General features: G+C 62.2%; 16 protein-coding genes. 4 read left to right on the top strand and 12 right to left on the bottom strand.

Annotated elements, in window-relative coordinates:
• Positions 1 to 22 precede the first annotated feature (22 nt).
• The 8 genes from GR212_RS19435 to GR212_RS19400 form a co-directional block, all read right to left on the bottom strand.
• Entirely contained in the window at positions 23 to 1363 is a 1341-nt protein-coding gene (locus GR212_RS19435; protein ID WP_163988419.1) for a glutamine synthetase family protein, read from the bottom strand.
• Positions 1353 to 2042, bottom strand: a complete 690-nt coding sequence (locus GR212_RS19430; protein WP_163988417.1) for a TetR/AcrR family transcriptional regulator — start codon at positions 2040 to 2042, stop codon at positions 1353 to 1355. Before GR212_RS19430 ends, GR212_RS19435 begins: the two co-directional genes overlap by 11 nt.
• Entirely contained in the window at positions 2039 to 3334 is a 1296-nt protein-coding gene (locus GR212_RS19425; RefSeq protein WP_163988415.1) for an alpha/beta fold hydrolase, read from the bottom strand. The genes GR212_RS19430 and GR212_RS19425 overlap by 4 nt, the downstream gene beginning before the upstream one ends.
• A 5-nt stretch (positions 3335 to 3339) precedes the next feature.
• Positions 3340 to 4650 carry an acyl-CoA dehydrogenase family protein gene (locus GR212_RS19420; protein WP_163988413.1) on the bottom strand — a complete coding sequence of 437 codons (1311 nt, stop codon included), beginning with the start codon at positions 4648 to 4650 and terminating at the stop codon, positions 3340 to 3342.
• A 22-nt stretch (positions 4651 to 4672) separates the two neighbouring features.
• Positions 4673 to 5725, bottom strand: coding sequence for a peptidase M29 (locus GR212_RS19415; RefSeq protein ID WP_163988412.1), 1053 nt, complete (start codon positions 5723 to 5725; stop codon positions 4673 to 4675).
• Positions 5726 to 5946: 221 nt separating this feature from the next.
• Positions 5947 to 6582, bottom strand: a complete 636-nt coding sequence (locus GR212_RS19410; RefSeq protein ID WP_163988410.1) for a flavin reductase family protein — start codon at positions 6580 to 6582, stop codon at positions 5947 to 5949.
• Positions 6583 to 6604: 22 nt separating this feature from the next.
• Positions 6605 to 7549 carry a fumarylacetoacetate hydrolase family protein gene (locus GR212_RS19405; RefSeq protein WP_163988408.1) on the bottom strand — a complete coding sequence of 315 codons (945 nt, stop codon included), beginning with the start codon at positions 7547 to 7549 and terminating at the stop codon, positions 6605 to 6607.
• Positions 7546 to 8682 carry a cupin domain-containing protein gene (locus GR212_RS19400; RefSeq protein WP_163988406.1) on the bottom strand — a complete coding sequence of 379 codons (1137 nt, stop codon included), beginning with the start codon at positions 8680 to 8682 and terminating at the stop codon, positions 7546 to 7548. Before GR212_RS19400 ends, GR212_RS19405 begins: the two co-directional genes overlap by 4 nt.
• Positions 8683 to 8823: 141 nt before the next feature.
• On the opposite strand from GR212_RS19400, the gene GR212_RS19395 reads away from it, so the two are divergent.
• The 3 genes from GR212_RS19395 to GR212_RS19385 all read left to right on the top strand — a co-directional run bounded on the left by GR212_RS19395 (position 8824) and on the right by GR212_RS19385 (position 11658).
• The gene (locus tag GR212_RS19395) at positions 8824 to 9507 is read left to right on the top strand and encodes an FCD domain-containing protein (protein WP_163988404.1); all 684 of its coding nucleotides are present in this window, start codon (positions 8824 to 8826) and stop codon (positions 9505 to 9507) included.
• Between the two features lie 214 nt (positions 9508 to 9721).
• Positions 9722 to 10579: a helix-turn-helix transcriptional regulator gene (locus GR212_RS19390; RefSeq protein WP_163988402.1), complete on the top strand. Its 858-nt coding sequence runs from the start codon at positions 9722 to 9724 to the stop codon at positions 10577 to 10579.
• Between the two features lie 206 nt (positions 10580 to 10785).
• Positions 10786 to 11658, top strand: a complete 873-nt coding sequence (locus tag GR212_RS19385; protein WP_163988400.1) for an NmrA family NAD(P)-binding protein — start codon at positions 10786 to 10788, stop codon at positions 11656 to 11658.
• A 16-nt stretch (positions 11659 to 11674) separates the two neighbouring features.
• Here GR212_RS19385 and GR212_RS19380 read toward each other — a convergent pair whose 3' ends face one another.
• Genes GR212_RS19380 through GR212_RS19370 form a run of 3 tightly spaced genes read right to left on the bottom strand, consistent with a single transcriptional unit; the run spans position 11675 to position 15137 of the window.
• The gene (locus GR212_RS19380; RefSeq protein ID WP_163988398.1) at positions 11675 to 13282 is read right to left on the bottom strand and encodes a DHA2 family efflux MFS transporter permease subunit; all 1608 of its coding nucleotides are present in this window, start codon (positions 13280 to 13282) and stop codon (positions 11675 to 11677) included.
• A gap of 1 nt (position 13283) precedes the next feature.
• Positions 13284 to 14429, bottom strand: a complete 1146-nt coding sequence (locus tag GR212_RS19375; RefSeq protein ID WP_163988396.1) for an HlyD family secretion protein — start codon at positions 14427 to 14429, stop codon at positions 13284 to 13286.
• Between the two features lie 57 nt (positions 14430 to 14486).
• Positions 14487 to 15137, bottom strand: coding sequence for a UdgX family uracil-DNA binding protein (locus tag GR212_RS19370; protein WP_163988394.1), 651 nt, complete (start codon positions 15135 to 15137; stop codon positions 14487 to 14489).
• 144 nt (positions 15138 to 15281) lie between these two features.
• Between GR212_RS19370 and GR212_RS19365 the strand changes: the two genes are divergently transcribed.
• Positions 15282 to 15629, top strand: a complete 348-nt coding sequence (locus GR212_RS19365) for a hypothetical protein (RefSeq protein ID WP_163988392.1) — start codon at positions 15282 to 15284, stop codon at positions 15627 to 15629.
• 86 nt (positions 15630 to 15715) lie between these two features.
• Here GR212_RS19365 and GR212_RS19360 read toward each other — a convergent pair whose 3' ends face one another.
• Positions 15716 to 15988: a DUF982 domain-containing protein gene (locus tag GR212_RS19360; protein ID WP_163988390.1), complete on the bottom strand. Its 273-nt coding sequence runs from the start codon at positions 15986 to 15988 to the stop codon at positions 15716 to 15718.
• Positions 15989 to 16040 lie beyond the last annotated feature (52 nt).

The raw sequence follows: 16040 nt of genomic DNA, 5'->3' as shown, positions 1-16040 counted from the left end.
GAAGATCTGCATCCATGTGCCTTCACCCCAAATCGAAAAAGCGCTCCAACTCCACATCGGGAATCTTGCGACGGAACTCGTTGTGCTGACTTTCGCGCGTCGAGGCGAAAGCCTCGACAAACCTGGCCCCCAGCCAATCCTTGGCGAAATCGGAGCCGCGCAGCCGCTCGATCGCCTCGGGCATCGAACGCGCGAAATCTCGCGCCGGTTCTTGCGCATAGCCGTTGCCGATGGTCTCCGGCTCCGGCTCTATCTGCTCCAAGATGCCGACGATCCCGGCCGCGACCGTGGCGGCCACGGTCAGATAGGGATTGGTGTCGGCGCCCGGCAGGCGATTTTCGACACGCAGCGAACCGGCATCGTGGCCGACGATGCGGAAGCAGGTCGTACGATTTTCGTAACCCCAGCTAAGACCGGGTGGCGCAAACGTGCCCGGCGCGAAGCGGCGGTAGGAATTGACGGTCGGCTGGAAGAGCAGCGTCATGTCGCCGACGTAAGTCTGCAAGCCGCCGATGAAATGACGGAACGTCTGCGACACGCCGTTCTTCTGCGCGGGATCATGGAAGATCGGCCGGCCGTCGCGGTCCTTGAGCGAGATATGCACATGGATCGACTGGCTGTCCGCAGCCTCGGTCCAGCGCGGCATGAAGGTGACGCACCTGCCCTGTCTTTGCGCCAGCGAACGCAGAAAATTCTTGAGAATGACGAGCTGGTCGGCGGGCTCCAGCCCCTCTCCGGCCGCGATGCACGCCTCCAGAAAGCCGCCGCCAATTTCCTCGTGCATCTTGGCAAGATCGATCCGCAGAGGCTCGCACATCGCGGCGACCGCCTCGTACCATTCGGTCTGCTGCACCTGATAGAGCACCAGATCGTGGCTGTTGTGCTGCGTGGCCGTCTTGAGGTTGCGATAGCCTTTGGTGCGGGCGCTTTCCGGCGTTTCGTCGAAGAGGGTATATTCAAGCTCCATGCCGTAGCGGGGCGCATATCCCGCATCGCCGACACGCTCGAGCACGCGCTTCAGGATGGAGCGCGGGCACAATTCGGAGGTGCCGCCGGAATAATTGGAGAGAACCAGCAGATCGTGGCCCGGCTTAGACCATGGCAGCCGGCGAGCGGTCGCCGGGTCGATGATCAGCGGATCGTCGTGAAAGTCCGAGGTGCCGTCGGAGACGCCGGGGATGGTCAGCACCACGTCGGTCGGATCGAGCGCCAGCGTCACGGGCGACATGCCCATGCCGTTTTTCGCGATCCCCTTGAGACTGCCGGCGGACACCATTTGCCCGCGTAGAAGCCCGTTCGTGTCGGTCATCGCGACCGTGGCAAATCGACTGGCCGGATCGGCCAGATAGTCTTCAATCGTCATGTTCCACCTGCTGAAGGGAATGGGCGTTTATCAGCGCCTCTAATTTGGCCAGATCCGCCTCTGGCTGGGTCGAATAGGCCTTCAGGAAAACCCTGAGGCCATTGTTCAGATATCTCGCGATTTCGGCCCGCCCCGGCGGGTGGTCCGGCATGTAGAGAGCCTGGGTTCGAGGCGCCGAAAGGATCAGGCCCCAAAGATCCTGGGCCGCCAGCTCCGCATCCTCGAAGATGAGCTGTCCGGCGGTCCGTCGTCCCTCCAGATAGTCCATGATCCCGCGCAGGAGCCGGTCAGGACCGGATTCCTGGTAGGCGCGGCCGATCTCGGGAAAGCGCTGCACCTCGCCGATGATCAGGCGGGCGAGCGACAGCAGGTCGGGGCGCATCACCGTGTCGGCATAGTCCCAGGCAAAGCCATGCAGGTCGGCCACCATCCCCTTGCCGGAAGGATGCTGAAAAAACTCCAGCATCAGGTCGCGCTCGCCGAGCATCATCGCCGAGAAGAGCGCCTCCTTCGACGAGAAATACTGGTAGAGCGTGGGTTTCGACAGGCCCGCCTCGATGGCGACCGCGTCCATGGTCGCGCCCGAATAGCCGGTCTCGGCAAACACCTTCAGGGCGGCATCCAGAATACGCCGCTCACGAATGATCCTGTTCTGCTGGCGGCGGGGAAGATCATTCATTTCGGGAGCTTTCCAAGGAAGTCGAGGAGAATGCGATTGTAGGCTTCGGGCTGCTCCACGTTGCAGACATGGCCCGCATCCCGGATTGTTTCATAGCGAACGTCGGCCAAGGCGGCATCGGCATGGATGCGCTTTGCCACGCCACGGATCTCGTCCGGCGCGGCCAGCCGGTCATGTTCGCCTGTCATCATCAGCACTGGCATGGTCAGGCGGGAAAAATCGAAGCGCTCCGGCGGGTTGGTGAAACACATCAGTGCGTCGCGGTAGGTTGCGGCCGGGATCGCCGCCATGGAGCGCAGCAATTGCTCCTTCACCTCGTCCGAAGCGTTCGGACCGGCCAGCACCTTCACCACATCGGGCGCAAAATCCGCTGGCGCCAACCCGGCATCGAGCGGCACCCGGCGGCTGAGGCGAAACGCCTCGCGCTCCTCGTGAGACGCTTCCGACATGCCGGTGCAGCCGCCGGAAAGCACCAGTCCGGCCAGCAGATCGGGGTGCCGCATGGCGAAAGACGTGGCGATCCACGAACCATAGGACAGGCCGACCAGAACCAGCCGTTCCGCACCCAGCGCCTCGCGGATACGCAAGATGTCGGCGCAATAATCCTCGACCGTCGACGGACCTGTCCCGAGCGTGCTGTCGCCATAACCGCGCAGGTCCAGAGCGGCCGCGCGCATGACGGTCCCCGTAGCGGCAAGCTGCGGCAGCCAATTGGTCCGCCCGCCACCGATACCGTGCAGGAAGAGGCAAAGCGATCCACCCTTTTGGGATGTTACGGTCAACGCCAGCCGTGGCCGCTCGCCGAGCGATACTTCCTCGAAGGTGACCGGCGCCGGGGATTGCTGCCGGGACGAAACCGCCTCACGGCGTTGGGCCCGATCCGAAAGGGCTGCGATGCCAGCCTCGAAGATCGCCTTCGTGCCCTGGCAGATACCGGCCAGACGCGCCGCGTCCGGGGCATCGACTTCGGCAGTCCATTCGACAATGCTGCCGCCGTCACCATCGCCGGAGACGGTCATGCGGCCGTCGTAGCGATCGACGCCGGAAATACCGTCCAGATGGTTGTAGCCAAGCGAGTGGTCGCTATCGCTGAACCAGGTGAGCTGCTCGCGGTAGAGCGTATCCTCGCCATGCACGGTGAAGGCGCGGATAAGGCTGCCGCGCGCATCGTGTTCGGCGCGGATGCCGGCAATGGCGGGATGCCATTTTCCGCAAAAGTCGCCGGCGATGGCCCAGACCGCCTCGGGAGAGGCTGGGCATTGCCCGACAATCTGAACCCGGTCGCGCGGCATCGGAATTACCTCACCCCACCCGCGCCGCCGGCATCGCCGCGCCAGAGCGACGTGCGGGCGCCGCCTTCGTCACCGGGAGCGTGATCGAGCTCGTCCATCTCGTAGAGCGCGAGCACGCCGAGATAATCCTCCATGATCTCGGAGGTGAAGGGCAGCATCAGCGCGCCGCAGCGGCTATCGCGATACATGCGCTCCAGCGGCAGCGACTTCAGCATCGACTGGCCGCCGCAGGTGCGGATGGCCATCGAGGTCATCTCGGCCGCACCCTCCATGACGTTATATTGCGCGGCATACATGCGCAGCACTTCCGCCTTGTTCGGAAAACCCTTGGCCTCGCTGAAAGCCTGCCACCACAGGGCGCGTATATTGGCAAGACGCGCATACATCTTGCCGACGGCAATGCGCTTGGTGGCATACATGCGCCGGTCGATCGGCGGCTGGCCCGGGATCTTGCCCTTGAGATAGTCCACCATGAAATCATAGGCGCCCTGCGCCACGCCCATATAGGTCGGCGACAGCGTAATCATCATGTGCGGCCAGTTGGGCAGGGTCTTGTTGAAAATGCCGCGCGGCATCAGGAGATCGTCGGCCTTGACGAAGACATCCTTCAGAATAAGGTCGCGGCTGTTGGTGCCGCGCATGCCGAGCGGGTCCCATTCGCCCTTGACGGTCAGGCCGGGCGTATCCTTGTGGACGACGAACAGCATCGTGTCCTCGTGGCGCGGCTCCTGGCCCTCGAATGTCTCCGTGCAGACGATGGTGTAGTAGTCGCAATAGCCGGCAAGCGAGGCGAACTTCTTGAAACCGTTGATCTTCCAGCCACCTTCCACCTTGCGGCACTGGGTCTGGTTCGGCTTCGAGGTCCAGTTCTGCCCGCCTTCGGAAATCGGCTGCGAGAAGATGGCTCTTTCCGCAATGGCGCGGCGGAACTGGCGTTCGCGCAAGGGTGCGAAAGTCGCTTTCTCCTCGAGCGTCAGGTTCGGCATTTCGAACATGAAGCGCGACCAGGCCATCGAGGAGTTGTGCATGTTGAAGGTCAGCGCGGTGGCGCCGCAATATTTGCCGATCTCAGCCCCGACCATGGCGTATTCGAACATCGAAAAGCCCCAGCCGCCGAACTCCTGCGGGATGCAGAGCCCGAGGAAGCCCTCCTCGGCAAGATCCCTATAGTTTTCGACCGGGAAGGAAGCGTCGTCATCGACAGCCTTGGCGCGAAGGGCGAAGCGTTCGCGGCCAAGCTCGTTCACGCGGTTGAGGACTTTCTGGACTTCCGGCCGGATGCGGGAGAGGTCGTAGTAATCGGCAATTTCGCTCATGCTTCTTCTCTCTTCGAAGGCGTCAAAGCGCCAGTTCACCCTGCAGGACGCCGTTTTTCACGACGACCTTTCCGTCGAGTTCGATCGTGCAATTGCGCATCGGCAGATCGAAATGGCCGAGCGTGTAGCGGCCCGCATACTGGTTCGCGCCCGTGGACCACAGGAAGGAACCGGCGAGCGCGCGGAATTCGACCGCCTGCATGTCCCGCTTGTCGTACATGGCGGCCGACACCCAGCGGGCGCGCGGGTGCATGCCCCAGCCGACATGGCTCATGCCGTAGGCGTTCCGGTCGTCCCAGGCCTCCATGTATTCGCGGAAATGGATGGCATCGATGCCATCGCCCTCGATGGCGGTGACGAAATCATTCTCGACGGTGAAATCGATGCGGCTTGTGAGCGCCGTCTTGAAGGTCAGGTTCATGTCACCGACATCCATGACGATGCGGCCGTTGACGGAGTTCCGGCCCGGAAAGGCGAGGCAAAGACCGCCCGGCCAATGCGCCACGTCGCCCGGCTTGGTGCCGAAGCCCGGCGTGCCGCCGCACGGAGCGCCACGCAGGTCGATCAGAAGATCGGTGCCGACAGCCGACGTGACGCGCATCTCGCTCGCCGCGCGCAGCATCTCGACGCCGAGCGCTACCTTGGGACCAAGTTCCGCCGTCGGCTCGGTGCGCTCGAGGATTTCCGGATGCTCGTTGCAGACGACGAGGAGCCGCGTGTTGCCGGACGCTTCGATCTCCGGCCATTCCGGCGCGTGAATGAGCCCCTCCACCGTGCAGTCGACGATGACCTCAACGCGCTTCAGAGCTTCGATGACGGCGCGGTTCTGCTGGATCGCCCAGGACGTGCCGGTCGACTTTACCGGAACCGGCGCCGTCTGGCGCGGCGTCGGCATCTGGATCATGCAGTATTCCGCCCCCAGATCATGCAGAGCCAGATCCGAAAGATGGACGAGAACCGGCCGCGACTGGGTTTCGGACAGAATGGCAACCTGCGTGCCCTGGCCGATGCCGTTCAATCTGAAGACGCGGCGGAACGAATCCAGCCAGCGACCTTCGACGCGCTCCTGCAGCATCGCGGCATTTCCTCCCTTGACGAACCACCAATTTGGTGAATTTCTTAACTCCCGAGTTAAGTTTCTTTCACTTCCCTCGAACTGTCAACGGAGATTTTCGAAAATATTGAATATTTCGATGATTGCTCTGTTTGACTGCTACATCCAGACAAAAGCAGGAAAAGACCGGCCCCGGCGCGGGTAGCGCCGATACCGGTCGATAGGCATGGTCTCAAGCAAACTTATTCCGGCTTCGGTCCGTGCCGGTCGCTCCATTTCGGGCGAACGAGACTGAAGGTATCGTGGCTGCGCACGTAATCGCTGCCGTAGGAGCGAGCGACGAGATCGAGCCTTGGCGTATCGATATGGGCGCGCTCGGCGTCCAGCACGCAATCGTCGGCGACATGCACGGCAAGTACGCGGCCGATCACCACCACCTGCGCCGGGCCGGTGACGACCGACGACAGCGATACGCATTCGAAAGCGACGGGGCTTTCGGCGATCCGCGGCGGACGGACATGGGCCGACGGCGCGGTCGCAAGTCCCGCCAGCGTCAGCTCATCGACGCCGCGCGGCGCATCGATGGCGGTGACGTTCATCGCCTGCACCAGCCGCTCGGGCACGAGATTGACGACGAACTCGCCGGTGTCGAGGATGTTGCGCGCCGTATCCTTGAAGCCTCTTTCCGGATCGGCCATGATGCCGATCGCCACGGTCGGCGGCGATGGCCCCATGACGTTGAAGAAGCTGTAGGGCGCCGCATTCAGCCGGCCCTGTGCATCGAGCGTCACCACCCAGGCGATCGGCCTGGGCATGACGGTGGCGGCCAAAAGCTTGTAGGCATTCTGGCTTCCGACTTCGTGCAGGTCGAAGCGCATCAGGTTTCACACCCCGATATCATCACCGCGGGATCGCGCCATGGGCCTGGTCCGGCGTCGCATCGACCACCGGATGCCGCAGCAAGCCGATCCCCTCGACGCAGGCGACGACGACATCGCCCGGCCACATCCACTCCTGCGGGTCGCGGCCGGCGCCCACCCCCTCCGGCGTGCCCGAGGCAATGATATCGCCCGGCTCCAGCGTAATGCCGGATGAAATATCGGCAATCAGATCGTCGACCTTGAACAGCATATGGCGCGTATTCGAGCGTTGCTTTTCGACGCCGTTGACTGTCAGCCACAGATCGAGCGACTGGGGGTCGGGAATTTCGTCGGCCGTAACGATGCAGGGGCCGAACGGCGCGTAGCTGTCCTGTCCCTTGGAAAAGATCCATTGGCCAGCCCGCCTGTTGTCGCGCGCCGAAACGTCGATCATCACGGAATAGCCGAAGACATGGCGCAAGGCTTCCGTCTTGGCGACCCGCCTGGCCGTCGTGCCGATGATGACGGCCAGCTCCACTTCCCAATCCAGCTGCTGGGTGATCTTGCCGTTATGCTCGATCCCCTCGCCCGGCCCGATCACGGTGGTCGGCGGCTTGGAGAAGATGACCGGCTGCTTGGGCAGATCCTTTGCTGTATCGAGCGACTTCGCGCTTTCGGCGACATGCTCGACATAGTTCAGCCCGATGCCGAAAATGTTCTTGCGCGGCCGCGGGATCGGGGCGAGCAGCTTCACATTGGCAAGCGCCGTGGCGACGCCGGCCGGAAACTGCCCATTGGCTCTGCTCAGACAGGCACGCAGAGTCTCGATGCCGGGTCGTCCGCTGTCGATCAGGCCGAGCATCGTATCGGGCAGGTCTTCGCCCTGCGATGCAGCCAATGCTGCAACATCCGCAACCAGATCGTCGACAATCACGCCAAGCCGCGCCGCGGCCTCGACGGAGGCTCGGTAAGTCACAAGTTTCATATCGTTTTTCCCTGGAGAAGCGGCTGGAAACCGTCATTGTCGCCGAACGCCTGTTCGCGGTAGAGACCAAGCGCCCGCATGACAGGCAGATCCGAAAGGCAGAACAGGCAGGCATCGTCCCGCTCCGAGCCATTGACATGCTCGTGCCAGGCCCAGGACGGCACGCAGAAGATATCGTGCTCCTGCCAGTCGTAGCGCTTGCCGTTGATGATGGAGTGACCACTCCCCTTGGCGACGTGATAAAGGCCGCTGCCGGTGTGACGGTGCGCCTTGGTATGTTCGCCCGGACGCAGCATCTGCATGCTCGCGCCCATGGTCTGCATGACCGGCCCGTGGGTGACCGGATTGACATAGTCCATAAGCACGCCGTCGTAGGGCGATCCGTCCGTGCAGCCGGCATATTTTGCCAGGGATTCGTAGGTGGGCGCCCATTCGTACTTGAACATCGGGCTGTAGCCCTTGTTCCATGCCTGTCCGGCCGGCGTCAGCCCCGGGTTGCCCCAGGTTTTGGTCATGTCGTCGACCGCGAAGCCGACCGCCTGCGAGAGATCGGGATGGACTTCGTAGAAGTTCGCTTCCATCGCGTTGACGAACGGAATATCCAGCCCATCCTGCCATATGCAGGGCGAACCCGACGCCTCGACGCCATGCTCGTGCCAGGTGCCGTTGGGGGTCAGGACGAAGTCGTTCGCCCCTAGCGTCATCTTGTGGCCATCGACGACCGTATAGGCGCCCGTCCCCTCCATGATGAAACGGATCGCGGAGGCGGAATGGCGATGCGCGCTGGCGACCTCGCCCGGATTCATCACCTGCAACCCGGCATAGAGCCAGCCAACCGCCGCCGCAACATCGCTCCGTCCCGGGTTGTTGAGATAGACGACGCGACGGCCGGCTTTTTCCGGCGTCACCAGCTCTACCGAGCGCAGCACATGGTCGCGAAGATCCTTGTAGCGCCAGACGACAGGCACGGATTGCGACTTCGGCTCCCACGGCTCGATCTTGTTTGCCACGGTCCAGAGCGCACCGGCGCTGAACCGTTCGAGGTCGCCGTAATAGGCCAAAAGCTCCGGCGTATCCTCGACATTGGCGCGACCGGCGACATTCTCCCGATGGTTCTCATGCGGCTTTGTCATCGAACCCTCCTCTCCGTCATTCCGTTGAGGGACAAGATGAGCGATCATATTTGCGAAAGCAATAAATATTTTCGAAAATATTTGGAATTGCCGACAAATGGGTGGATGCACTATTGTTCGCGCAAGCAAAGGACCATCAGCATGACTCTTGCCGAGAAGGCATATGACGCCCTGCGTCACGACATCATCCGCGGAGAGCTTCCGCCCGGCCGGCCGCTGCGGCTTTCGGATCTGAGCGAGCGCTACGATATGGGCTTCTCGCCCTTGAGAGAAGCGCTGAACCGGCTGCATGCGGAACGTTTGGTCACGGCCGAATCCCTGCGTGGTTTCCGCGTCGCGCCCCTGTCGATCGATGAGCTGCACGACGCCGTCAACGTGCGTATCAAGATCGAAAGCGATGCCCTGCGAGCGTCGATCCGGCTCGGCGACGACGATTGGGCAGCGGGAATCGTATCGGCTCTCTATGCGCTTAACCTGCAGGTTGGCCGAACAGGCCCGGATGCCGATATCTGGACGCTCGAGGCCCGGCATTACGCATTTCATCGGGCATTGCTGACCGCCTGCAACTCGCCCTGGACGCTGGAATTCTTCGAGCGTCTCTATGCCGCAACGGAACGCTATCGCATCCCCGTGTTGCTGGCGTCTACCCATTCCGCCGGGCGGGATGTGCAGGCGGAACATGGCGCGCTTGCCGAAGCAACGCTCGCGCGCGATGCCGACAAGGCGACAGCGCTTCTGGAGGCTCACTACCGCAAGACGGCGAGCCACCTGACCACCGTTTTCGGCACGAAGCGGCCGGATGAGGTGACTGCCGCCGCCGGTTGACGGAAATGTCGCGATCAATGCGATCGATCCGCAATGCCAGACCGGTCATCCGGACCATGGTGGAATGCCGAACGGAATGTCGGCATCGCCGCGCCAGAAGCGGATGGACGGCACGCATCCGAGACGGCTCGACCGGACATGCGGGCCTCTCTATACTCCCGGGATCGAGATCGCCACCATTTCGGGTCGGTGGATTTGCCGGGAATACGGAATCATGGATCAGCTCAACAGCGCCGCCACGACGCTTCTTTCCAGCAAGGGCCGCGGCTGGGAAGGTTTGGAGGCAAGCTTCCTCCACATCCAGGCCGGACGTACCCATGTGCCGGGATCGCAGACACACCGGCTGGGCATTCACTTCGGGCGAGCCGTGAATGCGTTTTGCCAGTGCGACGGCCGGCAGCATCGCCGCCGACAGAAGCATGGCGATATCGATATCGTTCCCGCAGGCCTGGATGGCTGGTGGGAAGATGATGGCGATTGCACCATCCTGCGCCTGAATATTCGACCGGAGCTCCTTCAATCTGCGGCCGCCGCGCTTGGCCGGGATCCAGATACCGTTTCGCTCACACCCAAATTCCAGCTTCGGGATGCCGGGCTCGAATCGATCGCCTGGGCCATCAAGGCCGAGATCGAGGCATCCGTGCCGTCGGACCGCACCTATGCCGAGGCATTGGGACTGGCGTTGGCAATCCGCCTGGTTGACGGCGACGGGAAGACCACGGCGGATACCGCCACCGTGGGCGCGACGCTGACGGACAGGCAAAGACGCCGCCTGACGGAGTTTGTCGAAATGCATATCGATCAATCTCTGTCGCTCGGCGATCTAGCTACGGTTGCCGGGCTGAGCGTGTCGCATCTGAAGCCGCTCTTTCGCGCCACATTCGGAATGCCTGTTCATCAATACATCCTGGCACGCCGGGTCGAACGGGCAAGACTGCTCATCCTGTCCGCGGACCTGCCGCTGGCCGAGATCGCATTGGCGACGGGCTTTGCCCATCAGAGCCATATGACCCACTGGATGCGGCGCATATTGGGCCTGACCCCCGGAATGCTCAACCGACTGCACTCCTGAGGCGCGTCGCGATCTTTTCAGATTCGCTTCTCGCCCTTTAGCTCTCTTTGATCTTGCTCATGTCGTGGCCGCAAAACCGCTGCACACTTTCGCGCGACATGCCGAGCCTTCGATTGTCGTCCGAACCTGCAATGGATCATCCGAACATGCGCGATCCGATGAGCATGGACGGATACGCTGCGGCAAGATCGACAGGAGAAGACATCATGCATGCAATTCTGGGTGCCAGCGGAAAAGTTGGCCGCACCACCATCGCAGCACTGCGCAAGGCCGGTGTTCCCGTTCGCGCAGTCCTGCGAGACCCCGCCAAAGCACAGGAATTTTCCGAACTCGGCTGCGAGATCGCCATCGCCGACGTGAATGATCATCAAACGCTGGCTGCCGCGCTGAAAGGGGCCAGCGCCATCCAGGTCATCTGCCCGGTCGATGTGCGCGCGTCCCAGACACGTTCAAGCCTGATCCGATCGATCGACATCCTCGGCGACGCCCTGGCAGCCGCCAGGCCGCAAACCATACTCGCCATTTCCGATTACGGCGCGCAGCACAGTTCGGGAACCGGTGTCACCGTGATCTTTCATGCCTTGGAAAGGCGTCTGCGAACGCTGGATTCCAGGCTTGTTCTGCTGCGATCGGCCGAGCATATGGAGAACTGGGCTCGCCTGGCAAAGGCGGCGGCAGAGCATGGCCGTTTGCCGAGCTTCTACCATCCGCTGACAAAACTCCTTCCCACTGTTTCCGCCTCCGACGTCGGCTCGATCGCCGCCGAACTGCTTCTGGACGGAAAGGACGCGCCTGAGAGGGTAGTCCATGTCGAGGGACCACGGCGCTACACGCCGAACGATGTCGCCGCGGCCATAGGATCGATCGCCGGTCGCGAGGTCATCGCTCAGCCGCTACCCGAGGCCGATTGGCAGGCCGTTCTGCTGCGGGCCGGCCTATCGGAGGACTATGCACGCCTGCTGGTCGAACTCTACGGCGCCCACAATGCCGGCCGGATAGATGTGGAGAGCGATGTCGGCGAGGTCCGCCGCGGCAAGACCGAGCTGGTGGACGTGCTGCGGCGGCTTCTCGCCACATGAGGTCGGCATTCCGCTCTCAATGCGCGCCGCCGCCGCCCTCCTTGAGATCCACGTTGCTGAGGATCAAGGCGAGCGGAATGGCGCAGAGCACGATCAGCATCAGCACATGGAACACATCGATATAGGCCAGATAGCTCGCCTGGGTCTGCACCTGCTGGCCGATCCAGGCGGTTGCCTGCGCCTGCGCATCCGGCGTCGTCGCCCCCCTCTCGGCAAAATAGCGCGTCATGGTCTGCAGTGTCTCGTGATAGGCGGGCGAGGATGGCGTGACGTGCTCGACGAGCCGGCTCTGATGCCATTGCTCGCGATGGGCCAGGACATTGGACGCGACACACACGCCGATCGAACCGCCGATATTGCGGGCGGCATTGATCATCGCGGAAGCCTGGTTGGTCTGCTCCGGCCTCAGGCCGTAGTAGGAAGCGGAGGTGATGGGGATGAAGATCAGCGGCAGGCCCAGCCCGATATAGAGGCGCGACCAGACGAAGAAGCCGAAGTTCAGCCCGGGATAAAGCTCCGTCAATTGCCACATCGACACGGCGATGATCGCGGCACCGATGGCAATCAGATATTTCGGCTGAACCAGGGAGCTGATACGCCCGGCGACGAACATCATGACCATTGTCACCAGGCCGCCCGGCGATAGCGCCAGACCGGCCCATGTCGCAGTGTATCCGTAGTTCTGCTGCACCACCTGGGGAATGAACTGCGTCGTTGCGATCAGGATTGCGCCGATTGCCATCATGACAATGAAACACGCGCCGAATTGCCGGGTGCCCAGCAGCCGGCCATCGATGATCGGATTGGCTTTTGTCAGTACCCAGGGGATCGCCAGCAGAAACGAAAGCACGCAGATGGCCGTCATCATGATGATGAAGCTGGAGCCGAACCAGTCGTCGGTCTGGCCGCGATCGAGCGTCAGTTCGAGCGAGCCGAGAAAGGTCGCAATCAGCAGGAAGCCGACAATGTCGAAGCGCACGCCCTTGCGGCGGTACTCCTCCCGCATCTGCTTCGTCTTTGGCGTTTCCTTCAGCAACGCATAGACGAGGGCAAAGGCGAAGACCCCCACCGGGCCGTTGATGAGAAAGCACCAGTGCCAGGAAAGATTGTCGGAGAGATAGCCGCCCAAAGTCGGCCCGACCACCGGGGCGACGACGACCGCGACGCCGAAGAGGGCAAATGCCTGGCTGCGCTTTGCCGGCGGGAAGGCATCCGCAAGGATCGCCTGCGAGGTCGGCACCATGCCGCCGCCGGCAAAGCCCTGGATCATGCGGAAGATCAGCAGCGTCTCGAGATTCCACGACAAGCCGCATAGGATGGAGGCGACCGTGAAGGTTGCCAGGCATAGAAGATAGAACCGTCGGCGCCCGAAACGTTCGGAGAAATAGCTGCTGGCGACCAGCACGATGGCGTTCGAGACGAGATAGGTCGTTACCACCCAGGAGGCCTCGTCGGAGCTGACGGCGAGGCCGCCGGAAATATAGCGCAGCGCGACGTTGGCAATCGTCGTGTCCAGCACCTCCATGAAGGTCGCCAGCGACACGACGATTGCGATCAGCCAGGGGTTGGTGGCTTGTGTGGAAGGCGCCTCTGCGCCGCCTGCCATTGCGCCTGCGTCGCTCATATCAGCTCCTCGGGCGCACCGTCACCGTCGGCACGACGGACATGCCGGGACCGATGGCGACATCCGCGGGCCATTTGTCGACGATGATCTTGACCGGCACCCGCTGTGTCACCTTCACATAGTTGCCTGTCGCATTCTCGGCCGGAAGCAGCGAGAAGGCGGTGCCGGAACCCGGCTGGACCGACGCCACCTTGCCGTGAAGCGTATGATCCGGATAGGCATCGATCGTCACGTCTACCGGCTGGTCCGGCCTCATATCCGTCAGTTGCGTCTCCTTGAAGTTTGCCGTGATCCAGACCTCGTCGGGCACGAAGGTCGCGATCGCCTGGCCGGCATCGATGAATTGCCCCTTGGCACCCGTCAGGTGAACGATACGGCCCGGCTGAACAGCGATGATCGTCGTGTAGTTCAGGTTTTGCTGCGCCTCTTCGGCCTGCGCCTGCGCCTGCTTGAGGCTTGCGAGCGCGCTGGATTTTTGCGCCTCTGCCACGGACTTGTTCTTCAACGCCGAAGTCACGTTCGCCTGCATCTGAGCGAGGCCGGCCTGGTCCTGCTGAAGGGTCGCGGTTGCCTGCTGCACCGATTGCACGCTGCCGGATCCGGATTTGACCAGCTGCTGCTGGCGATTGGCCTCCTGCTGGGCATATTGAAGCGCGGCATTGGCGGAATTCTGCTGCGCTCTCGCGACATCGACGGAAGCGTTGGCCGCCTCGATCTGCGCGCTCGCACTATCGATGGAGGCCTTGGCGACCTCCACCTGCCCGTTCGCCTGATCGAGCGCGATCTGATAGTCGCGCGGCTCGATCCGCAGGATGACATCCCCGGCCTTGACATGCTGGTTGTCGGTCACCGGAACATCGGCCACATAGCCGGAGACCTTGGCGGCGACCGAGAAGCTGCGCGCATCGACAAAGGCGTCATCCGTCGATTCGTACGGATAGAAATAGATCTTCCAGACGAACCACGCGGCAACGAGCAGAGCCGCCAGCACCACAATGCCGAAAAGCACCCAGAAGGGATGCCGGCGAACAAAGGAAGGCCGTTTTGGCTCCGGCGGCGCGGTCTCCCGCCGATCAATCTTGGCGGGTGCTTGCCGCTTGGGCCGATCCGGCCTGGTTTCCATGGTATCAGGTTGATTGTCAGCCATGACATGACCTTTGCTTGATCGTGGACGTGGGCTCCCGCCCGCCAGTTCGAAGAGGGGTTAACGCCGCAGAAAACGTGGGATCTTCGTCAGATCCCGGATGAAGGCCAATCTGCCTTTCTCCCTCTCGGTCGCCTCCCTGATCCGCAGGAGCGCCGAGGGATGGATGGTGACGAGAACATCCGGCTTTCCCGCGGGATGCAGAATATGGCCACGATCCCGCATCACCTTGATCTTCGAGCCGAGCAACGAGGACACCGCTGTCGCGCCGAGCGCGACGACCAGTTTCGGTTTCAGAAGTTCGAGCTCGGCGCCGAGCCACCAGGCGCAACGCTGCACTTCTCCGGCGTTGGGCCTCGCGTGCAGACGTTTCTTGCCGCGCATCTGGTATTTGAAATGCTTGACCGCATTGGTGACGTAGCACCGATCCCGATCAATACCGGCTTCGTCGAGGCATTGATCCAGGAGCTTGCCCGCCGGCCCAACGAAAGGCCGCCCGGCCAGATCCTCCCGGTCGCCCGGCTGTTCGCCGACAAGCATGATATCGGCTGCACCGGGACCCTCGCCGAAAACAAGATGGGTGGCGTTGCGATAGAGATCGCACCGTGTACAGGATTGAGCATCGTCGCGCAGTTCGGCAAGCGTATTCGCGTCCGCATGCTCATACGCCAGTGAAGGGCCCGCGCCGGCCGAAGGAAATTTCTCGAGCATTTGTGGGCTCGCAATGGTTCCAGACTATGGAACCTCAACTAATCACCGTTGTCTTTGTTCCACGCGTGAAAGTGTCGCCGAACAGGGAACCCGGTCTTCCGGTGCTCGTTTAGGCAAGGAGACCTGGAGAATGGAGGAACCGCCATGAACAGCGAAAATAAAATCGGCTCTTTTGCGCTCAGCGCATTTTTCAACGATGAATACGACGCGGAAGCGGCAGCCCAGGCATTGATCGATGCCGGCATACCCAGAGACGCCATTACCATGACGCCCGGCAATCGGCCCGATGCGTCACCAATCGATCACATGGGTTTTCTGGACGCATTGAGCGGAATCTTCTTTCATGAAGAGCAGCGCGCCGCCTATGCCGCCGCCCTCGAACAGGGTGGAACGCTCGTCACCGTGGAAGAGATGAACGAAACGCAGCATGATATCGCGCTGCCGATCCTTGCCGAGAAAGGCCAGATCGATCTCAACGAGCGGGAGTCCTGAGGCGACGAACGCCGGTTTCACCGCCTGGTTGCGGCAGGCAGTGAGCCGGTGAGGGGCCGGTCGACAGCATGCAGCGGCTTTCAGGGTCAATAGCCCTTCATCGACATCAGCCGCGCATCCAGACAGGCAGTCACAAATGCCTCTCTGGAGGCTTCGACCGGAATTCTGTGCGAAACGGCAGCGATACATCTCTCCTTCGCGTGAGCATATGACACGCCCTTTTCGCCCGGCCATCGCCGCGACAGGAAATAGATCGCGTCTTCCGGCCCTTGAACCGCGTGGATATCCCGACTTCCCGTCCCCAGTCGAACCGGCGCTGTCCAGAGAATTTTGAATTCGACATCGATGACGTCGCGCATTTGATTCTCCCATGCCGCAAAGACTGCCACTCCCGCTATGACCGAACACGGG

Origin of the sequence: Martinezella lusitana, assembly GCF_010668395.1 — a bacterium.
GTDB lineage: Bacteria > Pseudomonadota > Alphaproteobacteria > Rhizobiales > Rhizobiaceae > Rhizobium > Rhizobium lusitanum_A.
This window is presented reverse-complemented; position numbering and strand designations above follow the sequence as displayed.